Genomic DNA, 15,878 nt, shown 5'->3' on the forward strand with positions numbered 1-15,878 from the left:
TATAAAACGATACATTTTGTTTATCTTGTGCATTCTTTAGCAAAATAGTACGTACCAGCCCTCTCTCAACAAATTAACGTACCCGCAAGGCAAAAATAACTGTCGCAACGACCAGAAGAAAAAAGCCTCCAGCAAAAGGAGCACCAGAAAAATAAAACAGTGCATTTTTATCTGTAAAACATTCAAAAAGAAACACATAAAAAACAGAACCAAATGTTAAACTTAACGAAATAACAGATGTCATCGCTCCTTGCAGTTCTCCTTGTACATTTGCCGGTAGCTGCGCTGAAGCAATAGCACGCATAGGTGCATGAACAAGATATTCAAGCATTGTACACGCACAAACCATATAAACCATCCACCCCTGCGTTGCAAATGTATAGCCCAGCATAGCAACAGAAGAAAACAAAAGCCCCACTATAACAATATGCCAATCACTCCATCGTTTAGAAAAATAAGGCAAAATGAGAGCGACTACAATAAATTGGACTATCCCAAAAACACTATAGGAAAGCCCAATAGAAAAAGAACTCCAATTATAGCGTTCTTTTGCAATGAAAGCCCAAATGCTTAACCATACAGATTCCGCAAACCAATAAAGAAAAAAGACCAATAACACCCAAAGAACCATCGGATATTGTTTCAGGTGCCAAAAAGCACCCAAGGGATTTGCTCGCTTAATATCAAAAAAGCGCCTATTCCATAGAGAAAGAGTTTCTGGAAGCATAACCCAAGAAAAAATAAAATTAATGAATGAAAAACCAGCAGCAAAATAAAACGGAATACGCGGGCCAAACTGACCTAAAAAACCACCAATAAACGATCCTAAAATAAACCCCAATGCGGATGCAACGCCTAAAAGAGCAAAATTGCGTGTACGGGTTTTATCATCGGATATATCCGCAAGATAAGCTGTACAAGTTGCAAAACTAGCGCCACTTATCCCTGACAAAAGACGCCCGATAAATAACATAGAATAGCTCCATGCTATAGCACATATGAGATTATCAAGAGCAAAGCAGATAATAGAGAGAAGCAAAATAGGACGACGACCATAACGATCAGAGAGATTGCCAATAACAGGAGCAAACAAAAACTGCATCACTGAATAAGTTGCAAGTAATTTCCCTCTTTCTACAAAAGATGTACTGACATCTTTTCCAGTTAATTGAGAAAAATATTCAGGCAAAACAGGACAAATGATCGCAATACCAAGAATATCTAACAATAAAGTGATGAATACTAAAATGAGCCCACGCTGAACAAATTTCGGATTGAGCATTTGGTCTTGCATAACATACACACTATTTTACGCATACAATTACTTCCCCGCTATCTTTTAACTCCCTTTCCCTTTTAAAAGTATTCTATACCATATACTTTTCATATATAAAATAATAACAGAGTAAAAATTTAAGTAAGAGTCAAGATAAAAATATAAAATTACGTTTTAATTGGTATATCTTTAATTGATATATCATTATCAAAGCATAAAAAATATTTTTTGCATTATACAAACAAAACATTTCTGCGACCAGCTCATGAACAAAATTTCATGAAACACAGAGTATTTCCAATAGTTTTAAAGACATTATGATGGATTTTATCAGACATCATTTCCCCTTCTCATACCACCATTTTCAGGAATCTCAATTCCATTTGATACGTTAGATATTCTATAGCAATTGAAACCTTTTAAAAAATAAGCTCTTAAAAATTTTTCTCATCCTCAGAATGTGCTATAAGATTAAAGCTGCATCACCAGAATAGCTTAACAACGTAAAAAGCTCATCATAGTTTTAAAAGTATTTATTTGACAATCATTTTTATTTAAAAAATAAGTATATTTAGAGAAATATTTTTTAATTCTGTAATCTTAGAAACTATTCATATCGCTTGCAATTTGTGTAACCTTAAAAAACATGATTATATCTTTATATTCATTGATGCTCTTAATAATTATATGCTACCATTAAATCTAACGATGATCATGATAAGCATTTTAAAAATAGTATTTTTATAAATAGTTAGTCATGAACTGTTAATTCAAAAAGGGTGTATAAAATGCGAAAAATATCCCTATTAATTCTTATTTTAATGCTGGTAACGGGATGTGATATTCAGGATTCTGATTTACAAGAGAGTATTTTAGGAAATAAAATAAAAACACAACAAAAAACCAACGTAACCCTAGATCCCTATACTCTAAATAAATTAAATGCTCTTCTCAAAAAACGTTCAAAAACAAATTATCAGGAAAAAGGGGCACTAATTGACTTTCTTTCTGAAGCTTTTTTAGGGACACCTTACCAAGCAAATATGTTACATGGCTCAGAAAATACACCAGAAAAACTGATTGTTGATTTTAGAGGCTTAGATTGCTTCACTTATCTGGATTATGTTGAAGCATTATGCAAATCAACATCCCAAACAGAATTCATAAATAACGTCATAAAAACGCGTTATATTAACGGCAATGTTCATTTTTTAAATCGGAAACATTTTTTTACGGACTGGGCTTATAGAGAATATAAACTCGCCACTGATATTACCACTGAAATAAGTCCCCACGCGGTAAAAACAGAAAAATATCTCAACAAAAAAGCTGATGGTGGAAGCTATCTACTTGGGTTGCCAGTTGTCAAACGCACGATAACATATATTCCAAGTAGCTTTATTAATAAGGAGATTATAGGTCGTTTAAAGTCTGGTGATTTTATTGGTATTTATACGAAACTTGCTGGCTTGGATGTAACACATGTGGGCTTCTTTATCATGACAGATAAAGGGCCAATGTTAAGAAATGCTTCTTCACGAAAAGCAAACGAAAAAGTCGTTGATTCTCCTTTTATAGATTATGTGAAAAAAACACCAGGAATCATTGTTTTAAGAGCTCTTTAATAACATCATAGCGATATGAAATATCTTCCTATTCTTAAAAAGATATACTGTAGTTATTCAGGTAAAGATCTAACTTCGTTCACGCTATACGGATACAATATATTTGTTTACAGTTTTAAGAGAAAAAAGTTGTTTTGATCTAATAAATTTGTTTATAGTTATAACAAAATTACTTGTGAAGAAATCAGGGATTTGTAATCACTTTTACTGGTTGAACGATAAAGACAGGCAAAACTCTATTATAGTATCACGCTTTCCTTCTAATTCTCAACAAAGAATTATCTATAAATTACCGCTAATCTGATCTTTACGAATATAATGCAAAAGACATAGACGAACGTTTGTAAAAATAAGTAAAAGTAACGCCAGATATGTTTGGTTGTTGTCTCATAAAGTATTTTATAAAAATTCGATCTATCTCTCTAATTTATTGCGTATAAATTTTTGACTTTATAGCATTGTTTTCCTCATAAAGTCTTTACTTTTTCTTGTTATCTATAAATTAAAATATCCCTGATGTAGCAGCATATTTATGATTAGGATGCACCAGTACTGTACAAGTCATTATAAAATTTTGATGCCAGATTGGAATGAAAATATGAAGGCACCAATTAAAAACCAGTTTCTATCTTTAGTATCATTCTTTAGTGCAGCTTTGCGATTTTCTAGAGCAACGACAATAATATCCTTTACAGAGTAGAGATATGAGCATTATTCTTTTTTCATTCTTTAATGAATCCCCATCCTTCATGCAATAAAGAACACTTAAAACAAAACACATTGTATCGATAAAACAACACATTTATTAGCAACAATAATGATGATTAATTTATGATCACAAACTTTAAAATTCTATTCATAACTTTTATATAAAATTTATAATTAAATCTCATTAAACTTATTACGAAAACTTCATTCTTCTTCGCTCTAAGAAACGAAACAACTACTCCCGACAGTCTGTTAAGAATCCATTCTCTTAAGTGAATTTAAGCTGCTAACCATTTCATAAGATTCACTTACACAAGAATACACCGGCAAGCCCTATTTTGAATATTGACTTCACACTCTAAAAACACTTAATAGATCAAATTTTATATGCCTTTTCTGACCACACCTTAAATGACAGTGTTTTAACGAAATAGAATAAATCTTGCCTTAAATATTCTGTTTAACCTTTTATACTTGATTGATGCAAAAATTAAATCAATGAAAGAGCATCATTGTATTTTCGAGAGGTATGAATCGCCCCATCATAAAAACAATCCCTATAACATGACAGGTAATTTGAAAAATCTTTTTATATAAAAGGTATCACCGTTGTACCGGGAGGCAATTTTGCCTCATCTTCAGGCTCGACATGAATAGAAATACGCACATTATCAAATTCTTTTTGAAGAACACCTTCGATTTTATCACAAATTTTATGTGCTTCTCCTACCTGCATTACAGCAGGCACAACCAAATGAAACTCTATAAAAGTAACCCTCCCAGCAACACGCGTCCGTAAATCATGGACCTCAAGCGCACCCGATGCATTTGCAGAAATCAGCTCCCGAATCCGCATGCTTTCATTCAATTCAACGCCAACGTCCATTAATCCCTGAACAGCATTTCTAATCACCTTCCAGCCCTGTAAAAGAATATTAACGGCAACGATTATCGCTAAAATTGGATCTAAAACTCCCCATCCTCCTAAAAAACCAGCAATCAGACCAATTAAAATTGCAAGCGAAGTAAAAACATCCGTTATAAAATGCATTCCATCAGCTTTAAGAGCCGGAGAGCGATGGTGTTTCCCCTGCCAAATAAGAACCATTCCCCACATACAATTTATGACAGTTGCAATAAGATGAATAACAAACCATATTCCAGGCTTCTGCAATAATTTAACGGTAGAAAGAGCTATCCATGCTTCTCTTAAAATAACAATTGCCGCAATAATAATGAGTACCCCTTCAAGAATTGCGGAAAAATATTCTGCTTTATGATGTCCAAAGGGATGATCATGATCCGCTGGCTTCATACTCACTTTAACAGCCCACCATGCTGCCAATGACGCAAGGATATTAACTATTGATTCCAATGCATCAGAATAAAGTGCAACCGAACCTGTGATGTAATATGCCCAATATTTCAAAACAAAAACAATACACGCAATAAAAATAGAGTATAAAGTTAAGCTTTGTATATTGATTTTTACATCCATGAACCTCATCCTTTTCTTCACGAAATAAGGGATTAATATTTTCAACCATATAACTATACTTTTGGCATATCGACAATATTTCCTCAATATTACAGAAGCTTCATCATACAATAAACGCCTCAGCTCACCATTATTATTGTAAAAACTGCTCAGTTACACGAACAGCACCAATAAAGGAAGAAGAGAGGAAAATAATAAAAAAAGAGCTTTCCCAAGAGCAATCAAACACATCACATTCATTATTAATCATTTTCTGAATAACTTAAAGCCATCTCATGTCTCATAAACGAAAAACTTGTTTTTGCTCAAATGTATCACGATCATGCGTTATTTTTCAGTCTTATGATGTGCATTATAACCCATCTATAAGCCATCTTTGCACCTTAGAAAAAATATCTTAGCACTCTACTGTAACCTTACAGGTCAACAGGATTTTAAAATATCATTTACTAAAAAATTGAGATATAAAAAAGAAGAACAATGATACCCTCAAAAAAAGAATCTGGGCATTGGGGACCCAGATTCTTTTCCCTTAGAAATTAAGGGCATACAGAACTTGGGAAATAGCGGGGACCCAAGACACTGCACCTAATACGAAAACAATATATGATTCCGTACCAGTATTCTCATACTATACCTAAGGTTGTATGTTGTCAACATAAATTCTACCATAAGTTTTAAAATAATGTTTTTTTATCTCTTTTTTTAAAATAAAACAAATTCTAACATCTGGAAATCATAATAAAAAAGCACTAAAAATCTCGCATGCATTTGAATATCACAACAATCAATGAATCCGATGATCCACGCCTAAAAGCCTATCATAATATCCGTGAAAAAGATCTTATTGGACGACAACATCAATTTATTGCTGAAGGCAAAGTAACATTGTCCGCATTACTGCACTCGAGAGAGTTTTCTGCCATCTCACTACTCATCGTAGAAAACCGTCTCTCTGGACTTCTACCGCTTTTAGAAAAAACACAGCCTCTATGTCCTATTTATTGTGTTCCACAAAAAGTTATGGATAATATCACCGGCTTCCATATCCATCGTGGTGTTCTGGGTATTGGTAAACGCAAAACACTACCATCCTTACAAAGTTTTTTACAACATCTTCCAGAAAAAGCTTTGATTCTTGTTTTATGTGGTATCTCGAATCACGATAATATGGGATCAATTTTTCGTAATGCAGCAGCCTTTGCCAGTAATGGCATTATTGTCGACAAAACTTCATGCGATCCACTTTATCGCAAATCAATACGAGTTTCTGCCGGCGCTGCTTTAAAAGTACCCTATACGCAACACGCTGATATAAATGACATTATAGCTGCTCTAAACGATGAAAACTTTCATCTTTATGCACTCTCCCCTTCTGCCTCACACACTCTTAAGCAAGCCGACAAAACCAAAAGAATGGCACTTATTTTTGGAACAGAAGGTGATGGCTTACCACCCCATATACTCCAACAATCAAAAACCTTACGTATTCCCATGACTGACGGTTTTGACAGCCTTAATGTTGCCACAGCCTCAGGTATTGCACTTGCCCATTTTACCAACTTTGACCACTAAAGATGATAACACTTTAAGTTGTAAAACATATCCGATGTTGTATGTTATCTACTAGTCCCCAATAATGTTGCTGTTCCCTAGCATTTGAAAGCATTGATTAAAAAACATTTTTATATTTTTTTCATTACTTTCCACACCCTAATCTCGCTTATGACGTGCAGAAGACATAATGTTGATGGATTCAATCGTACAACAAACTTTCAATGAGAAAACCTTCTGGAAGTCTCTCATTCAAATTTAAGGTTAAAAATTATTATTATAAATCAATTGACTATGTTTTATGAAGTTGTTGTTTTTAATTCAGAGGAAACAGAATCTTTTGTTTTGAGATTACATAAAACGCGCTTCAACATCATTTCAGTATCGGCCGCACGTTCTGAATGTGTTACAAATCCTCCCCCAAGAATACGCGCCTCATGACCATTTCCATCATAAAGAACACAAGCTTGCCCTGGTGCCACACCATTTTCACATTCCAATAAATCAACGGAAAAAATACCTTCTTTATAATGTAAGCGCGCAAGGTGAGGAGGACGCGTTGAACGCACCTTTACAGCCACCTCAATACCTTGAGAAGGAAAATTATCTAACGACTCATCACCAAGCCAATTCACGTCACGTAAAAAAAGCTTATGCGTTTCTAACATTTCACGCGGTCCAACAATAACACGTGCATTTTCCACATCGAGATAAACCACATAAAGCGCTTCACCCGTTGACACCCCAATACCACGACGTTGACCAACCGTATAATTAACAATTCCCGAATGTTGACCTAAAATCTTTCCATCAATATGGACAATAACGCCAGGATTAGCTGCTTCTGGACGCAATTTTGCGATAACATCTGAATATTTTCCTTGTGGAACAAAACAAATATCCTGACTATCATGCTTATTGGCAACCACAAAGCCCATTTCTGCTGCCATTTCACGAACGCGGGCTTTTGGAAGGTCACCAAGTGGAAAACGCAGATAATCAATCTGTTCTTGTGTCGTTGCAAAGAGAAAATAACTCTGATCACGATCATTATCGAGAGGACGAAAGAGTGCTCGATGTGCTCCGTGGGAACGCGAGCGAATATAATGTCCCGTAGCTAAAGCATCTGCACCCAATTCGCGTGCCGTCGCTAATAAATCAGAAAACTTAACCGTTTGATTACATGCAATACATGGTACTGGTGTCTCTCCATGAGCATAGCTTTCTGCAAAAGGATCAATAACAGCTTCGCGAAAGCGCTTTTCATAATCAAGAACATAATGCGGTATTCCTAATGTTTCTGCAACGCGGCGTGCATCCTCAATATCTTGTCCTGCACAACACGCCCCCACCCGATGCGTTGCTGCCCCATGATCATAAAGCTGCAGCGTAATGCCAATAACATTATACCCTTCCTTTTTCAAAAGACCTGCAACAACCGATGAATCAACCCCCCCCGACATTGCAACAACAATGCGAGAATCCTTAGGTCGTCCTGGTAAATCAAGACTGTTTAAAAACATGTATTCATTCTCTATTTAATGCTCTGTTTAATGGCTACCCATATGTTAACATTCTGATGCACACTCTTCAGCACTTTTACACGATTGATTGTCTTTATATTGTTTTTTTATCTTTTCCACAACCATAGGCATTACTTTCTTAAAAGCTGCTGCAAACAAAAAAGAATGATAGAAATAAGGCATAATGACAATCGTTTGGGAGAAATCCTTTTATAAAACCTTTTTTGTTCTTTTTAAAATATGGTAAAATATTACAAGAATCTCTTCTACACTGCACTTGAGCTTCTTTTTACATTCTCAATCACTTTATTAATTTTTTCTTTCAGCGCGTTTAGCTCTTTTTTAAATTTCATGCTCTATAAACGAATCAAGTCCTTGACGAAAGGTAGAGGATACAAATGACCAATTTAATAAAAACACAAATGAAATATGTTATTGGGCCAGATGGAAGTCCGCTTACAATTGCCGACCTACCGCCGCAAACAACACGGCGCTGGGTGATTCGTCGCAAAGCTGAAGTTGTTGCGGCTGTCAGAGGTGGATTGTTAAGTCTTGATGAAGCGTGCCAACGTTATACTTTGACTGTAGAAGAATTTCTTTCATGGCAAAGTTTGATCGATGAACACGGTTTAGCGGGATTACGAACGACCAAGATTCAAAACTATAGGCATTAAGTTGCCATTGATTACGATTCGACAACATAAAGGAATTTATAAAACAGCCAAACTTGATAAAAATTTGGCTGTTTTATACTATATCCAAAAGATAAATCTGAAAGAATGGATTTTTCAATAATTGCTTTTATCATCCAGCCATTAAATTAGCCAACCATTGAATTAGATTGAATCAAAATATCCTCATCATCCGCAACAATCTTCTTTTCTCGTGCTTCCAAAAGCTGTGCACGTTGCAGCTCCGTATTAGCTTCATGGAGAGCAATTTCAGCGTTTGTTTTTTGAAGCTGTAAATCACGAATTGAATTGATCAGATTATCACGTCTTTGCCGCGCTGCACGCGCAAAAGCAGAATAAGCAAAATGGTGAACATCATTATTTCCAGATTTACGTTCTTCATTAGTAATCTGTGCTTCCAGCTCTAACACCATTCGTTCAAATTCTGCGATCATCATCTCAAGCTGTGCAATTTCACGGCGCTTTCCACGCACTTGAAACATCCTCAATCGCACCATATTTTCTCGTGGCTTCATACTCACTACTCCTTGATTGCTCCAACTCAAAACTCGCATTCACACCCAATAAATATCTTTTAGTTATATGTCTATCCGACAAAAACAGTCTATATTGACTTGAAATTATAATAATTTTCAACTTTCATTAAAGCATCTGAAAATACAATCTGCTTTAAAGAGCAATAACTATTTCTTTACTTCCCCCCCATTATAAAATGAAGAGGTTTAAAGCTCAGTAAACAAACACTGAAATTGTAAAAAAGTAATTTATAATGCTCTTTTACAAATTTTTTTAAGTTAAAGTTTATAGAAAAAGCCCTTCTTTTTTATTATGTTAAAAAATATGCGATTTTTCTAAAATAATTTTGTAGCCTCTTTCAAAAATAAAAATATTTTGTTAACCACTATCATGGATAGTGGGGAATTTAGTAGTGATTGTTACGCGTACTACTGAAATATTCATAAACACTTTGTTATAAGTGTTTGATTTCATGAATTGTTTTTATAGCAGTGGTTTTGCTAACTGATTATAAAATAGAAATGCTCCTTATGATTCGTGAAGGAGCGAAGTGAGGGATCTAAAATGCGCGTATTATTAATTGAAGATGATAGAGCAGTTACTCAAAGCATTGAGTTGATGTTAAAGTCGGCTAACTTTAATGTTTATATCACTGATCTGGGTGAAGAAGGTATCGATTTAGGAAAACTCTATGATTATGATATCATTTTGCTTGATCTGAATCTCCCTGACATGTCAGGGTATGATGTCTTGCGGACTCTAAGGTTGGCAAAAATAAAAACTCCTGTCCTGATCCTTTCTGGTATGAATGCCATTGAAGACAAGGTCCGTGGTTTTGGCTTTGGAGCAGACGACTATATGACGAAGCCTTTTCATAAAGATGAGCTCATTGCACGTATCCATGCAGTTGTTCGTCGTTCTAAAGGACATGCACAATCGGTTATTGTTACCGGTGACCTCACCGTTAACCTTGACGCAAAAACCGTCGAAGTTGCAGGACGCCCCGTTCATTTAACCGGTAAAGAGTATCAAATGCTAGAGCTTCTCTCTTTACGCAAAGGCACCACCCTTACCAAGGAAATGTTTCTCAATCATCTCTATGGTGGAATGGATGAACCAGAACTAAAGATTATCGATGTTTTTATCTGTAAATTGCGGAAAAAATTGGAAGCAGTCTCTTCTAGTGTAAATTACATTGATACTGTTTGGGGACGTGGTTATGTATTACGTGATCCAGTTGAAGAGAACGTACGAAAAACCGCTTAAGCAGTGAACATGCACATTGTAAAATCTCGGAATGTAGCGGGCCGAGATTTTTTCCCGAGATCTTTTCTTTGTTAAAAGTAGAAAACTCGCACACCAAAAATCTCATATAGAAAGCGCTTAAAGCTTAAGAAGTAACCACACCAAATTTACACATATAACCCTATCGCTCATTAAGTTCAATCGAAGCCACTTTTCCCAACACGGCTTAAGCGCTTCTCTCTTATTCAAAGCTTTTTTACACTTTCTAAAACAATACAACGATCACTTTCATCAATATTTATTTTCATCTCTGTCATCTGAGCAAGTAACATTGTGTGATAAAATTGGATGACATGTGCATCAATAAGCTCTTCTTGAACTTCTCCACGAAATAACGCAAGAAAATGAGGGGGTATACGGAGAGTTTTACCGAAAACCTCAAATCGAAAAGAACGTTTATTTTCTTCTTGAAAAATCATAACAACAATTTCACCACCACGAGAAACTGTTGCGTTTGCAATCAATAATAAATTAAGCAAAAGTTTAACTTCATCTTTTGGTAACAATAAAGAAGAAGCTTGCCATTTTAAAGTTGCTTTTTCTTCTTGCATATATTGTTGAGCAACCTGCTCTGCAGCCCGTGTATCTATTTGTCCTCCTCTTGCACCAGCAAAACCAAAAGCCAATCGCGCAAATTGTAGACGTGCAGCAGCACTCGCAACGGATAAACGCACCAATTGTAAAGCATCTTCTTCAGCTCCTCCTTCATCATAAAGCTCCATTGCATTTTGAATAGCCCCCACAGGTGAAATCAAATCATGGCAAATACGACTACAAAGCAAAGCAGCAAGATCCATAGGCTTCAAAGAAACATCTAACGTCATAATGATTGAAAACTCCTAGATTCAAAAAAACAAACTTTATTTTAAAGAAAAACTCTTAACATCTGATGCATAATAGGAAACATTAACAATTATGCTAAAAAAAATTCAGAAATAAATTCAAGAATTTAAATAACCTCATATCTTATTTTTTATTTGAATAGAATGAAAATTCTAATATTATCTTTTTGTTTATCACTAATAAAAGGAGAAAACTCCATGGCTCTCTCTGTGCTCAAATACTGGTACAAAAATATTATATCTTTAATCTTCCTTTTATTCATCACCATAAACACTGCACATGCTCAACTAAAACCAATAGAGCAAAACGAACCCCATTATTCACTCCAAGAAATTATTGATTCTGGTCATATTTTTTTTGGAAAAACAGTCAGTGGTCTGGCTGTTGCAATTCAAAATATTTTTTCACAATACGGTTATCCCAATGCCTATATTTTAGGAGAAGAAGCTTCTGGTGCCTTTTTTGCTGGATTAACCTATGGCGAAGGAAGAGTTTTTACCAAAAGCTATGGTCAACATAAAGTTTTTTGGCAAGGTCCCTCAGTAGGATGGGATTTTGGCGGACAAGGCTCCCGTTTAATGATCTTAGTTTACAATCTTAATAGCATAAATAATTTATGGAGACGCTATGGTGGTATTTCAGGTTCGGCCTATTTAATTGCAGGTGTTGGTTTTCATGTCCTCAAATACCATAATACCTTGTTAATCCCAATACGTACAGGAATCGGCGCACGACTTGGTATCAATATAGGATATTTAAAATTAACACCTAGACCGACATGGAATCCGTTTTAAACGTATTCTTATTTGAAAAGGGGTATTATGCTTATTCAATCGTTTCTTTTTTTTATTCTTGGAGTTGCTTTCACTTCTTGGTTACTGGTGCTTTTGTCTCCTTTCATTTGGCGTAAAGCCGTTCATTTTGCGTATAAAGATGTTTGTGCGCAAATGCCATTATCACTCGCGGAAATAGAAGCAAATCACGATTTTCTCCGTGCACAACATGCTGTAGAATTAGCAAACAACCAACAAAAGTACGAATTTTTGCAAAAAAAATACGCCCAACAACAAATACAACTGAGCCAAGTAACAGAACAATTTTATCGGGTATGCCTCCCCACACAAGACACTCTCACCAAAGAAGCGATAGCAATCAAACAAAATATCGCCACGATACACACTTTCAAAGGAAAGAAACACGATGCGAGAAAAAATCGCACACTATCAACAACGTTTACAAAAAATCCAAACTCATGAGCTTGACACGACTGCTAACCACCAATTGCTGGAAGAACTCCGTGAAGAAACAAAAGAACTTGCAGCAACATTGGCAGCTCAAATAGCGCTACAAGAGGGGGATGCATCAACCATCAACACATTGATTCAAAAATCCAAAAGCAAAAATGACCTAGCATCACGTATTCGCAAAAAAATAACTTTTCTCTCCAAAAACCCCGTTAAATAAGTTATCTTTTAAAACACCTTAAATGAAGAGTAAAATCAACAAAGGTTCATTGTAACTTTCATAACCCAAATTCTTTTATTAAACGTGACTTTCTTGCTAAGCTAAAGAACAAAGTTTCTTAACCTATACCGTTATGTTAAAAAATATCTTCTTGTCTAGCAGATTCACTTGCTAATCATATTACCAACCTAAAGGACAACATTTCATAGGTCTTAGAAAGCAAATAATACCAAAAACATTGGTTACACACTCTAACAAAAAATACCTTCTAAGAAGGGTCACCAATAGAGCTTTTACCATAATTTTAAGGATAAAAACACGCTCTCAAGAGTGATAAAAATCTCTTATTTTTTGGATAATCATATCCTGATCCGTTTGTGTCAAGTAAGGATGCATTGGTAAACTCAAAACACACTCTCCTAAAGACTCTGAAACAGAAAGGGAATCTTTTACATAATAAAAGTGTTTATAAGCTGGCTGTTGATGTAAAGGAGTTTTATAATAAACCATTGTAGGAATAGATTTTTTTTGTAAAAAATCTTTTAATTTATCACGTTCTTTTACCTTAATCGTATATTGTGCATAAGCAGAACGAATATTTTCTCCTATTTCTGGAACTGTAACAATATCTCTTAAGCCATTGGAATAGCGTTGAGCTATTTCTACACGCTTTTCCATTTCATCTTCAAAGATCGCAAACTTTTCTAGTAAAATTGCAGCCTGAATGCTATCTAGGCGCGAATTCATACCAATACGTACATTGTCATACTGCGTTTCACCTTTACCATGAAACAAAATAGAGCGTAAAAGTTCTGCAAAATGATCATCATTGGTCATCATAGCGCCTCCATCGCCATAACATCCTAATGGTTTTGCAGGATAAAAACTTGTAGCAGCCACATCAGCAAAAGCACCGCACATAGTATTACCGCTTCTTCCACCCATAGACTGAGCAGCATCTTCAATTACAAAAAGATTTTCCTTTGCTGCCACTTGAGAAATTTCCACATAGTCAGCAGAAAGCCCAAATAAATCAACGGCAATAATAGCCTTTGGCTTTAGACGACTCTCTTTTTTTACCATTTCGATAGCGTAAGAAAGTTTTTCAACATCAATATTGAATGTATCAGGTAAAACATCAACAAAAACAGGCTCAGCCCCCACCAAAGCAACCACTTCAGCCGTTGCTGAAAATGTAAAACTAGGACAAAACACAGCATCCCCTGGACCAATATTTTTAGCCATAAGAGGCATCTTCAAAGCATCTGTTCCATTAGCACATGCAATCACATGTTTAACACCAAGATATTCTGCCAATTTCTCTTCAAATTCTGTTACTTTTGGCCCCAAAATATACTTACCACTCGCGACCACATGCGCAATTGCAGAATTAATTTTATCTTCAATACGCGCACGCTGCGCCCCAAGGTCGATGAATTGCATATTAACTCCATTGATCATCACAAGAATGCAAAAGCGCTACCTATCTCTTTTATCTATCATAATTGACACCAGCAGCTGTTAAAATCCGTAAAACCGCAATAGCATCATCACCATTTGTACGAGGTGGTTGACGCGTTTCAATACAATGAAGAAAGTGCCGTAATTCGCGAGTAAGCGGCAAGTCTTCACAAACATCAATGTAATTCAGCTCATCCATGCTAAAAGCCCACTCTTGATTTTCTTTCCAAACGGCAAAATGGTGCATTGCCAATTTACGGCTCCATGGTTCCATATCATCAAAAACGAGCATAGCCTTTGTTCCAACAACAGTTAAACGCCTCTCACGATAAGAACTCAAGCGTGAAGTAAAAAGATGACTACGCACACCATTTGGAAAAGTCATATGAATATGAGAAAAATCAGAAATCTGATCGACGACAGCAGCCCCCTCACCGCGAATTTCGGAAGGTTCACATCCTGTCAACGCCAAAATCATTGAGAGATCATGAGGAGCAAGATCCCATAAAGCATCACTGTGTGTGTGAAATTTTCCAAAGCCTAATCTATGAGAATAAATATACCGCACATCTCCCACTTCTCCGTTTTTCACCAATTCACACATTTTTTCAAAAGCCGGATGAAAACGTAAAATATGGCCCACCATAAAAACTCGCTCATAAGCCTCAGCCTCCTGAACTTGGCGTTTAGCATCAGAAACATTCAAGGCTATTGGTTTTTCCACCAAAACATCTTTACCATTTTTAACAGCACGGAGCACATTTTGCGTATGCAATTGTGGCGGCAATGCTAATACCAGCGCATCAATATCTCGATGCGTAAAAAGATCATCTGGTGTAACAAGCTCTACACCATACATCGTTGCAAAACTAGCAGCACGATCATTATCAATATCAGAAACTGCTGCCAAAGCCCCGAGAGAGTGGAGTGTCCGTATATGATTTTCACCCCAATGACCGCATCCTAAAACCGCTACACGTGGCACCATTTTCATGCCTTACCTTACTTTATCATATAAAATTACACTTTTACATATCGAGGATAAAATAGAATGACAAGAGAAAAGCTTAAAAACGATGCTTGACATCTTACTATTCTACCCCTTATATCCGCAAAAGATGTAATTATTTACAATTATAATTGCTTATTTTGGCGAAGTAGCTCAGTAGGTTAGAGCAGAGGAATCATAATCCTTGTGTCGGGGGTTCAAATCCCTCCTTCGCTACCATTGCTTTTGTAGCTTGTGTGGCTTGCCAGCGGGTTTTGTGTAGCTTGCCAGCGGGTTTTGTGTAGCTTGCCAGCAGGTTTTGTATAATTTGCCACTAGGTTTTTTAGCAATTTATTTTTTTCAAAGAGTTTTAAAGGTGCTCTCAAAGGGTCTTCAAAGACCTTATTTAAAGGTCATTGAAAGCC

At 35.8% G+C, this 15,878-nt stretch carries 12 protein-coding genes, 1 tRNA gene and 1 pseudogene; 7 read left to right on the forward strand and 7 right to left on the reverse strand.

Translation table 11 applies throughout. The features are described from left to right. Positions 1-73: 73 nt before the first annotated feature. A complete protein-coding gene (locus ACFIJ0_RS07045; protein WP_375623067.1) occupies positions 74-1,294 on the reverse strand; it encodes an MFS transporter in 1,221 nt (406 codons plus the stop codon). A gap of 770 nt (positions 1,295-2,064) precedes the next feature. On the opposite strand from ACFIJ0_RS07045, the gene ACFIJ0_RS07050 reads away from it, so the two are divergent. Further along, positions 2,065-2,901 (forward strand): DUF1460 domain-containing protein, encoded by an 837-nt coding sequence (locus tag ACFIJ0_RS07050; RefSeq protein ID WP_375644296.1) that lies wholly within the window; start codon positions 2,065-2,067, stop codon positions 2,899-2,901. A 1,297-nt stretch (positions 2,902-4,198) separates the two neighbouring features. Here ACFIJ0_RS07050 and ACFIJ0_RS07055 read toward each other — a convergent pair. Then, complete coding sequence (locus ACFIJ0_RS07055; protein WP_375623071.1) at positions 4,199-5,107, reverse strand: cation diffusion facilitator family transporter; 909 nt, start codon at positions 5,105-5,107, stop codon at positions 4,199-4,201. Positions 5,108-5,872: 765 nt separating this feature from the next. Here ACFIJ0_RS07055 and ACFIJ0_RS07060 point away from each other — a divergent pair. After that, entirely contained in the window at positions 5,873-6,682 is an 810-nt protein-coding gene (locus ACFIJ0_RS07060) for a TrmH family RNA methyltransferase (protein WP_375623073.1), read from the forward strand. Between the two features lie 278 nt (positions 6,683-6,960). Here the strand turns inward: ACFIJ0_RS07060 and mnmA are convergent, their stop codons facing one another. Further along, positions 6,961-8,184: a tRNA 2-thiouridine(34) synthase MnmA gene (gene mnmA, locus ACFIJ0_RS07065; RefSeq protein WP_375623075.1), complete on the reverse strand. Its 1,224-nt coding sequence runs from the start codon at positions 8,182-8,184 to the stop codon at positions 6,961-6,963. A 398-nt stretch (positions 8,185-8,582) separates the two neighbouring features. Between mnmA and ACFIJ0_RS07070 the strand changes: the two genes are divergently transcribed. Beyond that, positions 8,583-8,858 (forward strand): DUF1153 domain-containing protein, encoded by a 276-nt coding sequence (locus ACFIJ0_RS07070; RefSeq protein ID WP_015856675.1) that lies wholly within the window; start codon positions 8,583-8,585, stop codon positions 8,856-8,858. Between the two features lie 146 nt (positions 8,859-9,004). Here ACFIJ0_RS07070 and ACFIJ0_RS07075 read toward each other — a convergent pair whose 3' ends face one another. Further along, entirely contained in the window at positions 9,005-9,391 is a 387-nt protein-coding gene (locus ACFIJ0_RS07075) for a flagellar export protein FliJ (protein ID WP_375623077.1), read from the reverse strand. 565 nt (positions 9,392-9,956) lie between these two features. On the opposite strand from ACFIJ0_RS07075, the gene ctrA reads away from it, so the two are divergent. Beyond that, a complete protein-coding gene (gene ctrA / locus ACFIJ0_RS07080; protein WP_015856677.1) occupies positions 9,957-10,658 on the forward strand; it encodes a response regulator transcription factor CtrA in 702 nt (233 codons plus the stop codon). Positions 10,659-10,882: 224 nt separating this feature from the next. Here the strand turns inward: ctrA and chpT are convergent, their stop codons facing one another. After that, entirely contained in the window at positions 10,883-11,521 is a 639-nt protein-coding gene (chpT, locus tag ACFIJ0_RS07085; RefSeq protein ID WP_375623079.1) for a histidine phosphotransferase ChpT, read from the reverse strand. Positions 11,522-11,737: 216 nt separating this feature from the next. On the opposite strand from chpT, the gene ACFIJ0_RS07090 reads away from it, so the two are divergent. Continuing rightward, on the forward strand, positions 11,738-12,334 hold the full coding sequence (locus ACFIJ0_RS07090; RefSeq protein ID WP_375623080.1) for a DUF1134 domain-containing protein: 597 nt from the start codon (positions 11,738-11,740) through the stop codon (positions 12,332-12,334). Positions 12,335-12,361: 27 nt separating this feature from the next. Continuing rightward, positions 12,362-13,004, forward strand: a pseudogene (locus ACFIJ0_RS07095) (hypothetical protein). Positions 13,005-13,328: 324 nt separating this feature from the next. Here the strand turns inward: ACFIJ0_RS07095 and ACFIJ0_RS07100 are convergent. Beyond that, positions 13,329-14,447 (reverse strand): DegT/DnrJ/EryC1/StrS family aminotransferase, encoded by a 1,119-nt coding sequence (locus tag ACFIJ0_RS07100; RefSeq protein ID WP_375623082.1) that lies wholly within the window; start codon positions 14,445-14,447, stop codon positions 13,329-13,331. A gap of 49 nt (positions 14,448-14,496) precedes the next feature. After that, positions 14,497-15,453 (reverse strand): Gfo/Idh/MocA family protein, encoded by a 957-nt coding sequence (locus tag ACFIJ0_RS07105; RefSeq protein ID WP_375623092.1) that lies wholly within the window; start codon positions 15,451-15,453, stop codon positions 14,497-14,499. A gap of 163 nt (positions 15,454-15,616) precedes the next feature. Here ACFIJ0_RS07105 and ACFIJ0_RS07110 point away from each other — a divergent pair. After that, a tRNA-Met gene (locus ACFIJ0_RS07110) sits at positions 15,617-15,693 on the forward strand. Positions 15,694-15,878: the final 185 nt, after the last annotated feature.

The sequence above is a fragment of the Bartonella sp. OC68QHHN genome (genome assembly GCF_042193875.1).
Lineage (GTDB): Bacteria > Pseudomonadota > Alphaproteobacteria > Rhizobiales > Rhizobiaceae > Bartonella > Bartonella grahamii_A.

What these genes read in the sequence shown, in the direction of transcription:
- ACFIJ0_RS07105 (WP_375623092.1), bottom strand. Translation starts at nt 15,453, where the DNA reads ATGGTGCCACGTGTAGCGGTTTTAGGATGCGGTCATTGGGGTGAAAAT.
- ACFIJ0_RS07055 (WP_375623071.1), bottom strand. Translation starts at nt 5,107, where the DNA reads ATGGATGTAAAAATCAATATACAAAGCTTAACTTTATACTCTATTTTT.
- chpT (WP_375623079.1), bottom strand. Translation starts at nt 11,521, where the DNA reads ATGACGTTAGATGTTTCTTTGAAGCCTATGGATCTTGCTGCTTTGCTT.
- ctrA (WP_015856677.1), top strand. Translation starts at nt 9,957, where the DNA reads ATGCGCGTATTATTAATTGAAGATGATAGAGCAGTTACTCAAAGCATT.
- ACFIJ0_RS07070 (WP_015856675.1), top strand. Translation starts at nt 8,583, where the DNA reads ATGACCAATTTAATAAAAACACAAATGAAATATGTTATTGGGCCAGAT.
- ACFIJ0_RS07045 (WP_375623067.1), bottom strand. Translation starts at nt 1,294, where the DNA reads ATGCAAGACCAAATGCTCAATCCGAAATTTGTTCAGCGTGGGCTCATT.
- ACFIJ0_RS07100 (WP_375623082.1), bottom strand. Translation starts at nt 14,447, where the DNA reads ATGCAATTCATCGACCTTGGGGCGCAGCGTGCGCGTATTGAAGATAAA.
- ACFIJ0_RS07090 (WP_375623080.1), top strand. Translation starts at nt 11,738, where the DNA reads ATGGCTCTCTCTGTGCTCAAATACTGGTACAAAAATATTATATCTTTA.
- ACFIJ0_RS07050 (WP_375644296.1), top strand. Translation starts at nt 2,065, where the DNA reads ATGCGAAAAATATCCCTATTAATTCTTATTTTAATGCTGGTAACGGGA.
- mnmA (WP_375623075.1), bottom strand. Translation starts at nt 8,184, where the DNA reads ATGTTTTTAAACAGTCTTGATTTACCAGGACGACCTAAGGATTCTCGC.
- ACFIJ0_RS07075 (WP_375623077.1), bottom strand. Translation starts at nt 9,391, where the DNA reads ATGAAGCCACGAGAAAATATGGTGCGATTGAGGATGTTTCAAGTGCGT.
- ACFIJ0_RS07060 (WP_375623073.1), top strand. Translation starts at nt 5,873, where the DNA reads ATGCATTTGAATATCACAACAATCAATGAATCCGATGATCCACGCCTA.